Raw genomic sequence first — 16,526 nt, 5'->3', positions numbered from 1 at the left:
TTGGCCATCCTGCGTGGAGGGGGTCACACGGCGGTTTCCTCCGGGCCGATCCGGCTGCGGACGGCCGTCTGGACCTCGGCCTCCTCGGCGGGGTCGGCGGCGAGCCGGCGCAGGCGCTCCACGACGCGGGCGTCTCCGGTCTCGGCGTGCCGGGCGGCGAGTTCGCGGGTGGTCTCCTCGCAGTCCCACAGGCACTCGACGGCGAAACCGGTGGCGAAGGAGGGGTCGGTGGCGGCGAGGGCACGGGCGGTCCGGCCGCGCAGGTGGGAGGAGGCGGTCTCGCGGTAGACGTGGCGCAGGACGGGTGCGGCACAGGCGATGCCGAGCCGTCCGGTGCCGTCGACGAGGGTCCACAGGGTCGGTGCGTCGGGGCCTTCACCCCGTACGGCCTCGCGGAGGGCGGTGAGGACCAGGTCGCGGTCCTGGGCGCCGCCCCGGCAGGCGAGGACGCGTCCGGCGGCGGCGCCGAGGGCGTCGGGCCGCCGGGCCCAGCCGCGTGCCCGGTCGACGGCGGCGACGGAGCGCATCCGTTCGAAGGCGTCGACGGCGGCGTCGACGACGACCGTCGAGCCGGTGGCCACGGCGCCCTCGATCAGGTCGAGGGCGTCGGGATCGTTGCCGTCGGCGAGGTAGCGCAGGGCGGTGCACCGGGCGCCGTCACCGCCGTCCCGCGCGGCCCGGACGATCTCGTCCCGGTCCTCGGGTCCCGCCACCGCGGTCAGGCAGCGGGCGGCCGGCACGTGCAGCGCGGCGCCGCGATCGAGGCCCTGCTGGGCCCATTCGAAGACGGCTCGCACGCTCCAGCCGGGGCGCGGCCCGGACGGGCGCATCTGCCGCTGCCAGCGGTCGAAACAGCCGGCTTCGTGGGCGGCACGCACGCGCGTGGCGACAGAGGCGCGGGAGTCCTCGGCCCACAGCCGCCACGGCCGGGGTTCGAAGGCGTCCCGGACGGCGGCGGCCAGCTCGGCCTCGCCCTCGGGGTCGGCCGGGAACCGGGCGAGGACGGGGGCGGCGAGGGCGCGCAGGCCCGCGTCGTCGTCCCGCAGGGCCAGTTCGTCGAGGGCCCAGGCCCAGTTGGTGCCGTGGGCGGCGTACCTGCGCAGCAGTTCGAGCGCGTCCCGCCGGCCGTAGGAGGCGAGGTGCCCGAGGACGGCGAGGGCGAGCCCGGTGCGCGACTCGTCGGTGTCGAGGACGTCCTCGGCGTCGAAGAGGTGGGCCTCGATCTCGTCCAGCTCGCCGTCGAGGTCGAGGTAGAGGCGGGCGTAGTAGAGGGAGCGGTTCTCCACCTGCCAGTCGTGGCGGGGATCGCGCAGCACGCAGTGGTTGAGCGCCGCGAGCGCCTCGGGGCGCGGGGCGGTGAGCGCGTGCAGTGTGCCGTCGCCGCGGCCCCGCTGGAGCAGGCCGAGCAGCGTACCGCTGGGCGCTATGACCGGATCGAACATGGGAAACAGCCTCACATCAAGCGTCGACGCAACCGGGGACGTGTACTACCTGGCCGCGCGACAACACGTCGGAGTGCCCGCCGTTTCCTGCTTGCTGTAGACCATCTTCCTCTGCCTCTCGTCGGTGGCCCTTGCGGACCGCGTCACGGCCCGCGCGGTGCGGCAACACCTGCCCAACCATCACGTCCGTGAACCACGTCGTCATGATGACTCGGCACTTCCGTCTGCCGCGACCGAAATTTCGGCGGCCCCGTTCCGCCTCCCCCGTTTCTCGTGTCGTTCCAGGTCGGAACGGTCGGCCTAGTGCTCGCCGAACAGTTCGAGCAGTTCCGTCCGGCCGAACATCCGGGCCGTGTCGACGGCCGACGGCGTGCCGGCGGCCGGGTCGGCGCCGCCCTCCAGAAGGGCCTTGATCACGTCCGTCTCGCCCTTGAAGGCGGCCCCCGCGAGCGGGGTCTGACCCCGGTCGTTCACGCGGTCCGCCTCGGCGCCGCGGGCGAGCAGCGCGCGCACCGCGTCGGAGTGGCCGTGGTAGGCGGCGAGCATCACGAGCGAGTCGCCGCGATCGTTGGTGAGGTTGGCCGGAACTCCCGCGTCGACGTACGCCACGAGCGCCTCGGTCTGTCCCCGCCGGGCCAGATCGAAGACCTTGGTCGCCAGCTCCACGACCTCGGGGTCGGGGACTTCGGTCATCTGCCGGACCGCCTCTCCACTACACGTCACGTCGGGTGCGTACGGCCGCGCCGGGTGCAGCCGTACGAGTGAATCGCCAGGGTACTGGCTCGCGCGGCACATGACCCGATGTGCCCGAGGTAAAGATCACCACAGACGTGGCCGGGCGCAACAGCCGAGCCCGCAGGGACCACGGACCACTCCGCCACTCGGGGGAAATCGTCCGAATTTCACCCAGTTGCACCTTTTATCGTATGGATACATCCTGTGAGCCTGGAAGTACTCATGGTGACTGTCCCCGCGAACCAGGAGAACTCAAATGATCCTGTCCATCTCAGGCGTGGTCCTGCTCGGCATCGTCGTCTTCATCTTCTTCCGCAAGGACGGCCTCAAGGCCTCGCACGCGGTGGTGGCGATGCTCTTCGGCTTCTACCTGGCGAGCACGGCCATCGCCCCGAGCATCAAGGCGGGCGGCGAGAGCCTGGCGAGCCTCCTCGGCGGCATCAAGTTCTGACGACCCCGCACCCCGTACGCACCCCGCCCGTACGCATCGACTGGAGGCAGCAGTGGCCCGGCGCCCCCTCCCCCGCATTCTGAGCAACGGCAGCGCCCAGCTCGCCCGGAGCCGGGAGCTGGCCCGGACGGCCGCCGACAGCGCCACCGACGTCCTCCACCCGCTGATCACGATCACGCGGGGTCTGCGCCGGCTGGCAGCGGCCGGGCGGCGCAGATGGACCGAGACCCCGAAGGAGAAACGGGGGGCGCTGCTGTTCCTGGTGGCCTCCGTGATCCTCGTGGTGGCCCTGATGCCGTACGGGCCGCTGCTGGCCGCCATCACCCTGATGGCGGCAGCGGCCTGGAAGGGCCGGGACCGCACGCCGGCGGCTCCCGACGGGCCCGACGAGTCCCAGAGCGAGCGCCTGAAGTCGCTGTACGAGGCGCTCGTGCCGTACTTCTCCACCGCCGAGGACCCCGAGCCGCTGTACGCGCACGGCGGCGCGTGGGACAAGGCCTTCCCCACCTACGCGTTCGACGGCGGCGGCCGGATCTCCCACCTGGTGGTGCGCTACCCGGCGTACTTCACCGACGGCGAGGCCGAGGCCCGCGCGCGGATCGAGCACCTCCTCGCGGCCAAGTCCGGCCGCGGCCGCGAGTACCACTTCACCTGGGACGAGGAGGGCAACCAGCTGACGTTCGGCGTGCTGCTGCCCCTCCCCGTCGACATCACCGCCCAGCGCTTCGTCACCGCCCCCGGCGAGACGGTCCTGGGCGTCACCGACCCGACCCGGGTCCGGCGCACGCTCCCCCTGGGCCACGGCGAGCAGCGGCGGGACGTGCCCCCGGTCGTCTGGCGCACGGGCCTGCGCTCCACGGAGCCGCACCTGCTCGTCCTGGGCCAGCCCGGCAGCGGCGTCTCGACGCTGCTGCGCTCCATCGCGCTGCAGGCCCTCCGGCACGGCGACGTGGTGATCGTCGACGGCGGCGGCACCGGCGAGTACGCCTGCCTGACCGGCCGGGACGGCGTCCTGGCCGTCGAGTGCGGACTCAGTGGCGCGACGGCCAGCCTGGAGTGGGCCGCGACGGAGACGGAGCGCCGCCTCATCGCCGCCAACCGTGCCCACCAGGCGGGGCATCCCCCGCCCAAGCGGCCGCTGTGGATCCTCCTGGACCGCCCCACCGCGTTCACCCACCTGGCCGCGGCGGACGACCGCAAGGACCCGCAGTCCCTTCTCCAGGTCCCGCTGCGGCACGGCCGGCCGGCGAACGTGACCGTGGTGGTGGCCGACCAGCTGGACGGCTTCGAGGCCCTCGGCGAGCCGGTGCACCGGCACACCCGCGCACGCGTGGTCCTCGGCCCGGCCACGGCCGAACAGCTCGAGTCGGTGCTGGGCGCGCCCCCGCACACCACGCCCGTGGACCTGATCCCGCCCGGGCGCGGCTACGCCCGCCTGGGCAACGGCCCGGTCCACCGCCTCCAGGTCCCGGCCACGCCGAACCCCTTCGACGACGCGGCTCCCGAGGCGCACCGCGAGGCGGTCCTGGCCCTTCTCCCGCCCCGCACGACCCCGGCGGACGGGGAGACGGTCCCGGAGCCGGACGGGTCACCCGGCGAGCCGGAGCCGGTGCCGACGGGGCCGGTGCCGACGGAGCCGGTGCCGACGGAACGGGAACCGGAGCCGGCGGCCGTGACCGCGGAGCCCAGGGCGGTGGCGGTGACGGCGGAACCCAGCGTGGCGGCCGTGACCACCGAGCCCACCGCGGTGGCGGTGACCGCCGACCAGCCGGAGTCCCAGCCGGAACCGGCCCTCGCCGAGGAGCCGGTGTCGACCCCGGTCCCGGTCCTCACCGAGAAGCCGGTGTCGAACCCCGTCCCGGTCCTCACTGGGGAGCCGGTGTCGAACCCCGTCCCCGTGCTCACCGAGGCCGCCCTGCCGGATCCGGTCCCGGTGCTCACCAAGGACCCCGCCCCCAACCCGGCCCCGGTCCTCGCCAAGGCCCCCCTGCCCGACCCCGTCCCCGTCCTCACCAAGCCGACGGAGGCGCAGCAGGGCCGAGGCTAGGGCCTGTCGTGGCGTAGGGACGCGGCGTCGCGCCTCCCTACGCCACGAACGTGCGCGGCGCCTCCGTGCCCCCCACGCCGCCCGACTCCACCAGACCCGCCGCCGCGGCCAGCCGTACCGCCGCCTCCTCGGCCACCGCCCCGCCCACGGTGAACGGCAGCCGCACGTACCCCTCGAACGCCCCGTCCACCCCGAACCGCGGCCCGGACGGCACGCGCACGCCCACGCGCTCCCCCGCCTCCGCCAGCCGCGAACCGGACAGCCCACCGGTGCGCACCCAGAGGGTGAGCCCGCCGCGCGGCACCTCGAACTCCCACCCGGGCAGCTCCCGGCGCACGGCCGCCACCAGTTCGTCCCGGTTCGACCGGGCCTGCTCCCGGCGCACCTGCACGGCCTGTTCCCAGCCCCCCGTGCCGAACAGCCAGTTGACGGCCAGCTGCTCCAGCACGGGCGTGCCCAGATCGGCGTAGGCCCGGGCCGCGACCAGGCTGCGGATCACGTCCGGCGCGGCCCGCACCCACCCGATGCGCATCCCGGCCCAGAACGCCTTGCTGGCCGAGCCCACCGTGATCACGGTCGACCCGGCGGGATCGAAGGCGCACACCGGCCGCGGCATCTCCACCTCAGGATCGAGCCACAACTCGCTCATCGTCTCGTCGGCGATCAGCACCGTCCCCGCGGACCGTGCCGCGTCCACCAGCCGCCGCCGCTGGTCCTCGTCGGCGAGCGCGCCGGTCGGGTTGTGGAAGTCGGCCACGACGTAGGCGATCCGGGGCGCGGCGTCCCGCAGGACCTGCCGCCAGCGGTCCATGTCCCAGCCGGTGAGCCCCTCGGCCATCGCGACGGGCACCAGCCGGGCCCCGGCCTCCCGCATCAGCTGGAGGATGTTGGCGTAGGAAGGCGACTCGACGGCGATGCGCTCGCCCCGCCCGCCGAAGAGGTGGCAGATCGCGTCGATCGCGCCCATCGCGCCGGTCGTCACCATGATCTGCTCGGGCATGGTGGGGATGCCGCGCAGGGTGTAGCGCTCGGCGATCATCGCCCGCAGCGCGGGCAGCCCGGCGGGATAGTCGCCGTGCGTGTGCGCGTACGGCGGCAGCTCCTCCAGCGCGCCCTGCACGGCCCGGGTGAGCCAGGGCTCGGGTGCGGGCAGCGCGGCGCAACCGAGATCGATCATCGAGCCGAGGGCTTCCGGCGGCAGGGGCTCCAGTCCCCGCGCGGGCAGCGGGTTCCCGGCGGGCACGGCGGTCCAGCTGCCCGCGCCCCGCCGCGACTCCAGGAACCCTTCGCTGCGCAGCGCCTCGTAGGCGGCGGCGACCGTCGTACGGCTGACACTGAGGGAGAGGGCGAGCTCCCGTTCGGCGGGCAGCCGGGCGGCCACCGGGACGCGCCCTTCGAGCACCAGCAGGCGGATGCCGTCGGCGAGCGCGCGATAGGCCGGCGGGCGGCGCGTGCCGGGACCCGCCGGACGGTCCTGCTGGCTGTTGAGCAACCGGGCGAGCTGCGCCGCCCCCACGGCCGAGGTCCACTGCGCCATCGGAATCAGTCCACCTTCCCCGGATTGGCCCTGGATGGCCGCTCCATCCACGCCACAGGGTGTCATGCATCAGTCCACTACCACCACACGGGGGGCACATCATGGCCACGCGGGGGCATCTCACCCGGCGGCTCGTCCAGCTCTACGCCGGTCTCGCGCTGTACGGCGCGAGTTCCGCGCTGCTCGTCCGGTCGGGCCTCGGCCTGGAGCCGTGGAACGTCCTGCACCAGGGCCTCGCCGAGCGGACCGGGCTCTCGATCGGCGTCGTCCTGACGATCGTCGGCGCGGCCGTGCTGCTCGCGTGGATCCCGCTCCGCCAGCGACCGGGCCTGGGCACGATCTCCAACGTGCTGGTGATCGGCATGGCGATGGACGCGACCCTCGCCGTGGTGCCCGACGCGCACGGCTGGGCCCTGCGCGTGACCGAGATGACGGCCGGGATCGTCCTGAACGGCGCGGCGACCGGTCTCTACATCGCCGCGCGCTTCGGCCCGGGCCCGCGCGACGGCCTGATGACCGGACTGCACCAGCTCACGGGTGTCTCGATCCGTCTGGTCCGCACGGGCATCGAGCTCACCGTCGTGGCGACCGGCTTCGCCCTGGGCGGCACCGTCGGGGTCGGCACCCTGCTGTACGCGCTGTCCATCGGGCCGCTCGCCCAGCTGTTCCTGCGGCTGTTCGCCGTCCCCGCGGCACCCGTCGGCAGCACGGTCGTTGCCACCGGTCAACCGGAAGGGGCGATACTGCGTCCGTGACCCCGCCGATACGCCACCCCTACCTCGACCATCCCGGTCCGATCCCGTTCGCCCACCGGGGCGGGGCCGCGGACGGCCTGGAGAACACCGTGCGGCAGTTCCGCGCCGCCGTCGAGGCCGGCTACCGGTACATCGAGACCGACGTGCACACCACCCGGGACGGCACCCTCGTCGCCTTCCACGACACGACCCTGGACCGGGTGACCGACGGCGCGGGCCGGATCGCGGACCTCCCGTGGCAGGAGGTGCGGCAGGCGCGCGTGGCGGGCCGGGAACCCCTGCCGCTCTTCGAGGAGCTGCTGGAGGCCTTCCCGGACGTGCGCTGGAACGTGGACGTCAAGGCGGAGGCCGCCCTGCTCCCCTTCCTCGACCTGGTCGGCCGGACCGACTCCTGGGACCGGGTCTGCCTCGGCTCGTTCTCCGAGGCACGCGTGGTGCGCGCCCAGCGCCTGGCCGGCCCGCGGCTGGCCACGTCGTACGGCACCCGGGGCGTGCTGGGTCTGCGGCTGCGCTCCTGGGGGCTGCCGGCGGCGGTGCGCCGCTCGGCGGTGGCCGCGCAGGTGCCGGAGGTGCAGTCCGGCATCCAGGTCGTCGACCACCGCTTCGTACGCGCCGCCCACGCGCGCGGGCTCCAGGTGCACGTCTGGACGGTGAACGAGCCCGAGAGCATGCACCGGCTTCTGGACCTCGGCGTGGATGGCATCATGACCGATCACATCGACACGTTGCGCAAGGTCATGGAGGACCGCGGCGTCTGGGTCTGAGACCCCGGGCCCGACGCCTTCGCGCGGACACGGGGAAGCGAGGGCACGGGTGGGCACCGACACCCTGCGGACACCGCCCGCCGGCGGGGCGGAGCTCGGACGCGAGCAACGCGGCTGGTACTTCTACGACTGGGCGTGCTCCGTCTACTCGACGAGCGTGCTCACCGTCTTCCTCGGCCCCTATCTGACGTCGGTCGCGGAGTCGGCCGCGGACGGCGACGGGTACGTCCACCCGCTCGGCATCCCGGTGCGCGCCGGGTCCTTCTTCGCGTACTCGGTGTCCCTGTCGGTGATCGTGGCCGTGCTGGTGATGCCGCTGGTGGGCGCCGCCGCCGACCGCACCGGCCGCAAGAAGCCGCTTCTCGCGGCCGCCGCGTACACGGGAGCCGGCGCGACGACGGCCATGTTCTTCCTGGACGGCGACCGCTACCTGCTCGGCGGCGCCCTGCTGGTCGTCGCCAACGCCGCGCAGTCCGTGGCGATGATGCTCTACAACTCCTACCTGCCGCAGATCGCCCCGCCCGAGCAGCGGGACGCGGTGTCGTCGCGGGGCTGGGCCTTCGGGTACGCGGCCGGCGCGCTGGTCCTCGTCGCCAACCTGGTGCTGTACACCGGCCATGAGGGCTTCGGCGTCTCGGAGAGCACGGCCGTGCGCATCTGTCTGGCGTCGGCCGGGCTGTGGTGGGGCGCCTTCGCGTTGATCCCGCTCACCCGGCTGCGCGACCGGAGGGCCGCGCCGCGGGAGGCGGCGGCCCTGCCGGGCTTCCGGCAGCTCGCCGCGACCGTCCGCGACATGCGCCGCCACCCCCTGACGCTCACCTTCCTGCTCGCCTACCTCGTCTACAACGACGGCATCCAGACGGTGATCTCCCAGGCGTCGGTCTACGGCTCGAAGGAGCTGGGCCTCGGGCAGTCCACCCTGATCGGGGCCGTGCTGCTGGTGCAGGTGCTGGCCGTGGCGGGCGCGCTGACGATGGGCCGGCTGGCCCGGCTCTACGGCGCCAAGCGCACGATCCTGGGCTCGCTCGTCGCCTGGACGGTGACGCTCGCGGCCGGGTTCTTCCTGCCGGCCGGCGCGCCGGTGTGGTTCTTCGTCCTGGCCGCCGGGATCGGTCTGGTGCTCGGCGGCAGCCAGGCGCTGTCCCGCTCCCTGTTCTCCCACCTCGTCCCGCCGGGCAAGGAGGCCGAATACTTCTCCGCGTACGAGCTGAGCGACCGCGGCATGAGCTGGCTGGGCCCGCTGCTGTTCGGGCTGACCTATCAGCTCACCGGGAGCTACCGGGACGCGATCATCTCGCTGGTGATCTTCTTCGTACTCGGATTCGCCCTGCTCGCCCGGGTGCCGGTACGGCGTGCGATCGAAGAAGCGGGGAATTCGGTTCCTGACAGGATTTAGCACTCGACGCGAAAGGGCTGTAGTGTACGCGTTTGGCCTGCCAGGCGTACCGTTACTGCGCGTCAAAGATGCCGAAACGCTGGGTTACATCTGCTAGCAGATGTGACAAACCGGGCGCTGGTGGGTACAACAAGGGCGGCTACGACGGCGACGCATGACCCGGAACGGGACTCGGAACGGGAATCTTTACCGCCGACCGGACGTTGACCGGATGACGACGACAGCGACACCTGTCCTGTGGGCGACAAGCCCGGGAGGCACGATTCATGAGTGAGCGAGCTCTTCGCGGCACGCGCCTCGTGGTGACCAGCTACGAGACGGACCGCGGCATCGACCTGGCCCCGCGCCAGGCCGTGGAGTACGCATGCGAGAAGGGGCACCGCTTCGAGATGCCCTTCTCGGTCGAGGCGGAGATCCCGCCGGAGTGGGAGTGCAAGGTCTGCGGGGCCCAGGCACTCCTGGTGGACGGCGACGGCCCGGAAGAGAAGAAGGCCAAGCCCGCGCGTACGCATTGGGACATGCTGATGGAGCGGCGCACCCGCGAGGAACTCGAAGAGGTCCTCGAGGAGCGCCTGGCGGTTCTTCGCTCCGGAGCGATGAACATCGCGGTTCATCCCCGGGACAGCCGCAAGTCGGCCTAGGTCCCCGCAAGGCCTGGCGGACAGATCAGCGCACATCGACAACCGCGGGCGCCGTACGTGAAGTACGGCGCCCGCGGTTTTTCATGGGTTCCTTCTCACGGCCGGATCAGTGAAACGCGGTTGATCCCCGGCCGGATCAGCGGGTCAGCGGCGGGCGCGGCTGCTCCGGGGCGCCGCCGCCCGGCTCGTCGCGGACGACCTCGCCCTGGACGACCTTGCCGTCGGGGCGGTACATGCGGGCCTGCTGGAAGGCGCCGCCCAGGGTGCCCGGGTCGGCTTCGCGGAGCTTGCGCTCGAAGGTGCGCTCGGCGGAGCGGCTCACGGCCTTCTGCACCGGGGGCAGCAGCAGGAGCAGCCCCACGGCGTCGGAGACCAGGCCGGGGATCATCAGGAGCAGGCCGCCCAGCATCATCAGGCCGTTGCCCTCGCTGTCGGGCCGGGCCGCAGCGGGCATCGCACCGCTCTGCTGCTGTTGCAGCGCCTCGGACAGCCTGCGGAAGGCACGCCGGCCGGCCCGCTTGATGACCACCGAGCCGAGGACGAGACCCGCCAGCAGGAGCAGGAGGACCACCAGGCCGTTCGACGCCCCGGCGACCAGCGTGAGCAGCCAGATCTCCAGCACGAGCCACGCGGCGACGCCCAGCGGAAGGAACCTGCGCAGGCGGGAGCGCCGGGGCCGGGCGGGGTGGCTGGGGGTCTGAGCGCCAGTCGTCATGACACCAGTGTGCCCGGCCCCGGCTCAGCACGGGATAAGGCCCCGATCAGGCGATCCTGTGCGTGGCCGGACCCGGAGCGGCTACGGCTTCGGCGGCTCGCCGCCGCGCCCCGCGACGGGCGGCTTGGCGCCGCGCCCCGTGACCTTGCCGACGCGCTCCCCCACGCCCCAGGCCGTGACCCGCCACAGCGCCTCGACGAGGATGTCGCGGCTCATCTTGGAGTCGCCGAGTTCGCGCTCGACGAAGGTGATGGGCACCTCCACGACCTGGTAGCCGGCCTTGACGGCGCGCCGGGCGAGGTCCACCTGGAAGCAGTAGCCCTGCGAGGCGACCTCGTCGAGGCCGAGGCCCTCCAGGGTCTCGCGGCGGAAGGCGCGGTAGCCGCCGGTGATGTCGCGCAGCGGCAGGTCCAGCGCCAGCCGGGAGTAGAGGCTGCCGCCCCGGGAGATCACCTCGCGGGACTTCGGCCAGTTCACCACCCGGCCGCCGGGCACCCAGCGCGAGCCCAGCACCAGGTCGGCGTTCTTGAGGGCGGTGAGCAGGCGGGGCAGCTCCTCGGGCTGGTGGGAGCCGTCGGCGTCCATCTCGACCAGCACGCCGTAGTCGCGCTCCAGGCCCCAGCGGAAACCCGCGAGGTAGGCGGCGCCCAGGCCCTCCTTGCCCTTGCGGTGCAGCACGTGGACGTGGTCGTCCGAGACCGCCAGTTCGTCGGCGAGCTTGCCCGTGCCGTCCGGGCTGTTGTCGTCGGCCACGAGCACGTGCGCCTCGGGGACGGCCTCGCGCACCCGGCCGACGATGCTCTTGATGTTCTCCGCCTCGTTGTAGGTCGGGATGATCACCAAGGCCGTGCCGAGCGGGCCGAACTTCCTCCCCTGGGCTCCTGCCGCGAGGGTGCCGTCGCCGTCGTTCACTGCTGCCCCTTCATGTCCGTACGCAGGGGTCCACCATAGTGGCCCTCGCCTGCGCTGACGTGACAGGACGTTCGAATGGTGGTGTCGAATCCGCGGAACGCGGGTAGGAATGCGCCCTCGCGGCGCGCGCGGACGGCGGATGGGGGCCCGGCGCCCTTCGGGCCGACCTGGGATCCGCTGGCTGCGGATCGACCGAAAGCCGTTGTCTACTGAGCGCCCGGGCCCCACCCGGGTCACACCTCCCCGACCGGCCGGAACGTTCCCTCGGCGCTGCGCCGGCCTGAGCCTGGCTCCCAGTGGCGGTGCCCCGGTGCGGCACACCGTCCCTGACCCGGCGGCGCTGCGGCGAGTGTGCGAACGCTCCCCGGTCGGGCGTCCGGTGGTGGACTCGGCCGAACCTACCGGCCTCCTGCGGCTGCCTGTCAACAGCCGTTTGACCTGCGCATTCCGCGGCAAAGCCCTGGTCAGTGCGGTGGATGCGCAGGTCGCACGCGGGGGGCGCGGCGCAGGATCGCGTGCGCGCCACCCCCGTAGATCACTCGCCCGGCCGTACGAAGACCGTGCGCCCGCCCACCACCGTCCGCAGGCAGACGGGCAGGTCGCGGCCCGGGGTCAGGTCGGGCAGCCCCGGGGTGCCGGAGCGGGGGTCGGTCGACCAGCGGGCGACCCGGTCGTCCGGGGCCTGGACGACGAGTTCGCCGGTGCGCCACACGGCGTAGTCGGCCGGGGCACCCGGGACGAGGACCCCCGCGTCGTCCCGTCCGACGGCCCGCCAGCCGCCGCGCGTGTGCGCCGTGAAGGCGGCGCGCACGGAGACGCGGTGTTCCGGCGTGCGGTGGAAGGCGGCGGCCCTGACCGTGCCCCAGGGGTCGAGCGGCGTGACCGGGCTGTCGGAGCCGAAGGCGAGCGGCACACCGGCGCGCAGCAGGGCCGCGAAGGGGTTGAGGCCGCGGGCCCGCTCCACCCCGAGCCGCTGGGCGTACATGCCGTCCTCGCCGCCCCACAGGGCGTCGAAGGCGGGCTGGACGGAGGCGGTGAGCCCGAGTTCGGCGAAGGCGGCGATCGACTCCGGGGTGAGCATCTCGGCGTGCTCCACACGGTGCCGGGCCGCCCGGATCCGGGCGAGTCCCACCTTGTCGGCGGCGGCGCGCACGCCCTCGACCACGGCGTCCACGGCCGCGTCCCCGATGGCGTGGAAGCCGGCCTGGAGCCCGGCCTCGGTGCAGGCGACGACGTGTGCGGCGACGGCACTGGCGTCTAGGTAGGCCCGGCCGGTGTGGCCGGCGTCGGCGTACGGCTCGTGCAGGCAGGCCGTGTGCGAGCCGAGGGCGCCGTCGGCGAACAGGTCCCCGGCGGCGCCGACGGCGCCCAGTTCCCGGGCCTTGGCGACGTCCTGCTCGGCCCAGTAGCCGACGACGCGGGGGCCGGGCTCGTCGCCGGCGAGGCGCAGCAGGCCGGTGAAGTCGTCCTCGGAGGAGATCTCCGGGCCCGCGCACTCGTGGACCGTGCCGATGCCGAGGGAGGCGGCGTGCGCGAGGGCGGCGCGCTGGGCCTCGGTGCGCTGGGCGGGCGTCACGGCCGCGAACGCGGCGGCCCGGACCGCGTGGTGGGCGTCGGCGGTGAGCGGCCCGTCCGCGCGGGGCGCGTCGGGGACGAGGTCGAGCAGGGCGGTCGTGGCGACCGCCGAGTGGACGTCGATCCGGCTCAGGTACAGCGGCCGGTGCCCGGTGGCCTCGTCCAGCTCGGCCCGCGTGGGCGGGCGGCCGCCGGGCCAGCGCGCGGCGTCCCAGCCGTGCCCGAGCAGCACGCGGTCCCGCGGGCGGGCGGCGGCGAAGTCCCGGACGAGAGCGAGGGCGGCTTCCAGGGAGGGGGCGTTCGACAGGTCGAGGCCGGTCAGGGCGAGGCCGGTCGCGGTGGTGTGCACATGCGCGTCCGTGAACGCGGGGGTGACCAGCGCCCCGTCGAGGTCGACGACCTCGTCGACGCCGTCCGCGAAGGCGTCGGCGGCACCCTCGGAACCGACCCAGGCGACCTGCCCCCGCTCCACGACCATCGCGGTGGCGAAGGGATCGGCGGGGCTGTGGACCTCTCCGCATCGGAGCAGGACGGTCCGGGGCGGCGTACGGGACTCACTCATGGAGCACAGTTTCACAGGCCCCGCCGCCCCGCCCGCGAAGGGGTGGGACCGCCGGTCAGATCCTGGGCGGCCGCGCCTCGTAGGGCGTGGACAGCACCACGGTCGTGCGCGTGGACACGCCCGCCAGCGACCGCACCCGCGCCAGCAGCTCCTCCAGCTCGTGCGGGGTCGCCACCCGCACCTTGAGGATGTAGTTCTCGTCGCCGGCCACGCTGTGGCAGGCCTCGATCTCCGGCACCCCGGCCAGCCGGTCGGCGATGTCGTCCGGCGCGCTCGGATCGAACGGCTTCACCGAGATGAACGCGGTCATGGGCAGCCCCACGGCCTCCGGGTCCACGACCGCCGCGTAGCCGCGGATGACCCCCCGCTGCTCCAGCCGCCGCACGCGCTGGTGCACGGCCGAGGTGGACAACCCCGTGGCCTTGCCCAGGTCGGTGTAGCTCATCCGCCCGTCCTTGACGAGCAGCTGCACGATCTGTCGGTCCAGCTCCTCCATGGCGCAAGAACCTACAGGGCGGTCGATCTCCCGGGATACCTGAGGAGCCCAGGTCATGCCCGGTCCGTGATCTGGCCGGAAGGCGACGGTCACCCGCCCGGGGGACAAACCCGCCGGAGCGGGCACCTGCGTTCGGCATGTGACGAACGCCACAGCGCTCGAACAGTCTCCGTAATGTTCTCGTGATTACCGCCCAGGGGTGACGGGAAGTGCTTGCTGTGGTCGAGGCCGCAGCGCCTGATACGGCCCAGCCCGAGGGGGAGAACCCATGCAGAGTCTTAAGCGCCCTGGTCGCACCGCACCCAAGCGGCCCCAGCTCGTCGTCGAGCCCGAGCCGGAGGGCGTCGAACCCGACGCGTTCGACGACGAACTCGACGCCTACGACACCTTCGAGATGTTCCGGGTCGTCTGCCCGGACTGCGCGCAGCCCATCGCCCTGCTGGCGGACGAGGAGGTGCTGCCGGAGCACGCGCTGTGCGCCTCCCCGTGGAACCCGTTCGGGCTCACGGTCTGTGCCGGCACCGGCCGCAGGGCCGCTGACGCCCGCCCCGCCGACGAGTCCGTGGAGCCGCAGGAGCAGGACACCGCCCTGCTGTTGACGCTCCCTCAGGGGCTCGACTGGCGCACCCAGCCCTTCTCGCACGTCGGCGGCCCGGGCTCGCGCCCGATCAGGGTCCCGGTGATGCGCCGCGACGCGGCCTGAGCGCGGGCCTTCACCGCCCGTTCGCTCCACCCCGATGACTGGCCCCGCGCCACGGCGCCCTGACTGCCGTGGTGCGGGTCCGGTGCGTCCGGGGCCGGGTGCACGGGGAACGCACGCCCGATTCCCCCACCCGGTGACCTGTCCGGCCTCTGCCGCGTTGCCCGGGTATGACCCCCATCTCCTCAGCGACCGGGCGTCAGCGCCTTCTGTTCGTCCCGCCGCCCGCAGAATCGGTTCGGCCGGGTCCGCCGCGGTATCAGGACCCGCCGATCTACCGCGACTTGATGCGGACCTGGGCCGAGGGCGGCCGCACCCTGCCGGGCCGGCACGACCCGGAGTGGATGCGGCTCGCGGCGCCCTGGCGGGGCCTCGACCAGTTCAGCGTTCCTCTGGACCCAGCAGGTGGCGGGCGATGACCATGCGCTGGATCTGGTTGGTGCCCTCCACGATCTGCAGCACCTTGGCCTCGCGCATGTAGCGCTCGGCCGGGAAGTCGGCGGTGTAGCCGTAGCCGCCGAGGATCTGCACGGCGTCGGTGGTGACCCGCATCGCCGTGTCCGTGCAGTGCAGCTTGGCCATGGCGGCCTGCCGCGCGAACGGCCGGCCCGCGTCGCGCAGCCGGGCCGCCGCGAGGTAGAGGGCGCGGCCCGCCTCGATCTGCGTCGCCATGTCGGCGAGCATGAAGCGCAGGCCCTGGAAGTCGGCGATGGGCTTGCCGAACTGACGCCGCTCGGCCGCGTAGGACTGCGCCTCGTCGAGCGCCGCCTGGGCCAGGCCGATCGCGCACGCCGCGATACCGAGCCGTCCGGAGTCCAGGGACGACAGGGCGATCGCGAAGCCCAGCCCCTCCTCGCCGATGCGGCGGGCGTCGGGGACGCGGACGCCGTCGAAGTGGACCTGGGCCGTGGGCGAGCCCTTCATGCCCATCTTCTTCTCGGGCGGCGCGGCACTCACCCCCGGCGCGTCACCGGGCACCAGGAAGGCGGTGATCCCGCGCGGGCCCTCCGCGCCGGTGCGGGCCATGACCGTGTAGAAGTCGGCGATGCCGCCGTGGGTGATCCAGGCCTTGGAGCCGGTGATCACCCAGTCGTCGCCGTCCCGGACCGCCCTGGTGCGCAGGGCGGCGGCGTCCGAGCCCGAGTGCGGCTCGGACAGGCAGTAGGCGCCGAGCAGACCGCCGCCGAGCATCGCGGGCAGGTGCTCGACCTGCTGCTCCTTGGTGCCGTAGGCGGCCAGGGCGTAGGAGGCCAGGGTGTGCACGCTGACGCCCAGGCCGACGGTGAGGCGGGCCGCCGCGAGTTCTTCGAGGACCTGGAGATAGACCTCGTAGGGCTGGTCGCCGCCGCCGTACTCGGAGTCGTAGGGCAGGCCGAGCAGGCCGGAGCGCGAGAGCAGGGTGAAGAGCTCGCGCGGGAACCGGCCGGCGTCCTCCTCCTCGGCCGCGGTCGGGACGATCTCCTGCTGCGCGATGTCGCGGACGAGCGAGATCAGGTCCCGGGCCTCCTCCGTGGGCAGTTGCCGGTCCACCGGCTGCGGGGCGCGGTCGGGCATGGCGACGCTCTCCTCCCTGTCGGGCGCTGGCGGACGTGCCCAAGGGTGGGGGCGGCGCCGCCGGGTCGTTCTGGTGCCTGGCCGATGCTTGCAGTCCCGGGTCGCGGAAGCTGCTGACCAGCGGCTGTGCGCTGTGAGTATGCCCGATCGGAGGCATCCCGTCACCAGTTAACGACCGCTTACTCCAAGAAATGGCCGAGCGCCCCCGGGCCCCGAAATTGGTCCGCACCATTGACCAACTGGT

16 protein-coding genes are annotated in these 16,526 nt (G+C 73.4%); 8 read left to right on the top strand and 8 right to left on the bottom strand.

Annotation, left to right across the window (positions count from 1 at the left end):
* Positions 1-23 precede the first annotated feature (23 nt).
* Positions 24-1,442 carry a HEAT repeat domain-containing protein gene (locus ACIGAQ_RS34650; protein ID WP_399790030.1) on the bottom strand — a complete coding sequence of 473 codons (1,419 nt, stop codon included), beginning with the start codon at positions 1,440-1,442 and terminating at the stop codon, positions 24-26.
* 300 nt (positions 1,443-1,742) lie between these two features.
* Positions 1,743-2,135 carry an ankyrin repeat domain-containing protein gene (locus ACIGAQ_RS34645; protein WP_311687836.1) on the bottom strand — a complete coding sequence of 131 codons (393 nt, stop codon included), beginning with the start codon at positions 2,133-2,135 and terminating at the stop codon, positions 1,743-1,745.
* A gap of 298 nt (positions 2,136-2,433) precedes the next feature.
* Between ACIGAQ_RS34645 and ACIGAQ_RS34640 the strand changes: the two genes are divergently transcribed.
* Positions 2,434-2,628 (top strand): hypothetical protein, encoded by a 195-nt coding sequence (locus tag ACIGAQ_RS34640; RefSeq protein WP_030843336.1) that lies wholly within the window; start codon positions 2,434-2,436, stop codon positions 2,626-2,628.
* Positions 2,629-2,680: 52 nt separating this feature from the next.
* On the top strand, positions 2,681-4,675 hold the full coding sequence (locus tag ACIGAQ_RS34635) for a hypothetical protein (RefSeq protein ID WP_399790027.1): 1,995 nt from the start codon (positions 2,681-2,683) through the stop codon (positions 4,673-4,675).
* 37 nt (positions 4,676-4,712) lie between these two features.
* Here the strand turns inward: ACIGAQ_RS34635 and ACIGAQ_RS34630 are convergent, their stop codons facing one another.
* Positions 4,713-6,212: a PLP-dependent aminotransferase family protein gene (locus ACIGAQ_RS34630; RefSeq protein WP_399790024.1), complete on the bottom strand. Its 1,500-nt coding sequence runs from the start codon at positions 6,210-6,212 to the stop codon at positions 4,713-4,715.
* Positions 6,213-6,313: 101 nt separating this feature from the next.
* On the opposite strand from ACIGAQ_RS34630, the gene ACIGAQ_RS34625 reads away from it, so the two are divergent.
* The 4 genes from ACIGAQ_RS34625 (at position 6,314) to ACIGAQ_RS34610 (ending at position 9,768) form a co-directional block, all read left to right on the top strand.
* Positions 6,314-6,967, top strand: coding sequence for a hypothetical protein (locus tag ACIGAQ_RS34625; RefSeq protein ID WP_311687833.1), 654 nt, complete (start codon positions 6,314-6,316; stop codon positions 6,965-6,967).
* Positions 6,964-7,731, top strand: a complete 768-nt coding sequence (locus tag ACIGAQ_RS34620; RefSeq protein ID WP_311687832.1) for a glycerophosphodiester phosphodiesterase — start codon at positions 6,964-6,966, stop codon at positions 7,729-7,731. The genes ACIGAQ_RS34625 and ACIGAQ_RS34620 overlap by 4 nt, the downstream gene beginning before the upstream one ends.
* A 49-nt stretch (positions 7,732-7,780) precedes the next feature.
* Complete coding sequence (locus ACIGAQ_RS34615) at positions 7,781-9,127, top strand: MFS transporter (protein ID WP_399790020.1); 1,347 nt, start codon at positions 7,781-7,783, stop codon at positions 9,125-9,127.
* 266 nt (positions 9,128-9,393) lie between these two features.
* Positions 9,394-9,768 (top strand): RNA polymerase-binding protein RbpA, encoded by a 375-nt coding sequence (locus tag ACIGAQ_RS34610; RefSeq protein WP_003977404.1) that lies wholly within the window; start codon positions 9,394-9,396, stop codon positions 9,766-9,768.
* A gap of 136 nt (positions 9,769-9,904) precedes the next feature.
* On the opposite strand, the gene fxsA is transcribed toward ACIGAQ_RS34610, so the two are convergent.
* The 4 genes from fxsA to ACIGAQ_RS34590 all read right to left on the bottom strand — a co-directional run bounded on the left by fxsA (position 9,905) and on the right by ACIGAQ_RS34590 (position 14,028).
* Positions 9,905-10,483 (bottom strand): FxsA family membrane protein, encoded by a 579-nt coding sequence (gene fxsA, locus ACIGAQ_RS34605; protein ID WP_362283957.1) that lies wholly within the window; start codon positions 10,481-10,483, stop codon positions 9,905-9,907.
* Positions 10,484-10,564: 81 nt separating this feature from the next.
* Entirely contained in the window at positions 10,565-11,395 is an 831-nt protein-coding gene (locus tag ACIGAQ_RS34600) for a polyprenol monophosphomannose synthase (protein ID WP_399790018.1), read from the bottom strand.
* 535 nt (positions 11,396-11,930) lie between these two features.
* Positions 11,931-13,532, bottom strand: a complete 1,602-nt coding sequence (locus tag ACIGAQ_RS34595; protein WP_399790015.1) for an amidohydrolase — start codon at positions 13,530-13,532, stop codon at positions 11,931-11,933.
* 55 nt (positions 13,533-13,587) lie between these two features.
* Complete coding sequence (locus ACIGAQ_RS34590) at positions 13,588-14,028, bottom strand: Lrp/AsnC family transcriptional regulator (protein WP_006136660.1); 441 nt, start codon at positions 14,026-14,028, stop codon at positions 13,588-13,590.
* A gap of 268 nt (positions 14,029-14,296) precedes the next feature.
* On the opposite strand from ACIGAQ_RS34590, the gene ACIGAQ_RS34585 reads away from it, so the two are divergent.
* Entirely contained in the window at positions 14,297-14,731 is a 435-nt protein-coding gene (locus ACIGAQ_RS34585; RefSeq protein WP_311687826.1) for a hypothetical protein, read from the top strand.
* A gap of 167 nt (positions 14,732-14,898) precedes the next feature.
* A complete protein-coding gene (locus ACIGAQ_RS34580; protein ID WP_394814353.1) occupies positions 14,899-15,147 on the top strand; it encodes a hypothetical protein in 249 nt (82 codons plus the stop codon).
* Here the strand turns inward: ACIGAQ_RS34580 and ACIGAQ_RS34575 are convergent.
* Positions 15,110-16,282 (bottom strand): acyl-CoA dehydrogenase, encoded by a 1,173-nt coding sequence (locus ACIGAQ_RS34575; RefSeq protein WP_362283966.1) that lies wholly within the window; start codon positions 16,280-16,282, stop codon positions 15,110-15,112. The two genes, ACIGAQ_RS34580 and ACIGAQ_RS34575, sit on opposite strands and share 38 nt — an antisense overlap.
* Between the last annotated feature and the right edge of the window lie 244 nt (positions 16,283-16,526).

Source organism: Streptomyces sp. NPDC085932, assembly GCF_044540525.1.
GTDB classification, from domain to species: domain Bacteria; phylum Actinomycetota; class Actinomycetes; order Streptomycetales; family Streptomycetaceae; genus Streptomyces; species Streptomyces levis.
The sequence above is the reverse complement of the archived record's forward strand: the minus strand, read 5'-3'. Positions and strand labels throughout refer to the sequence as shown.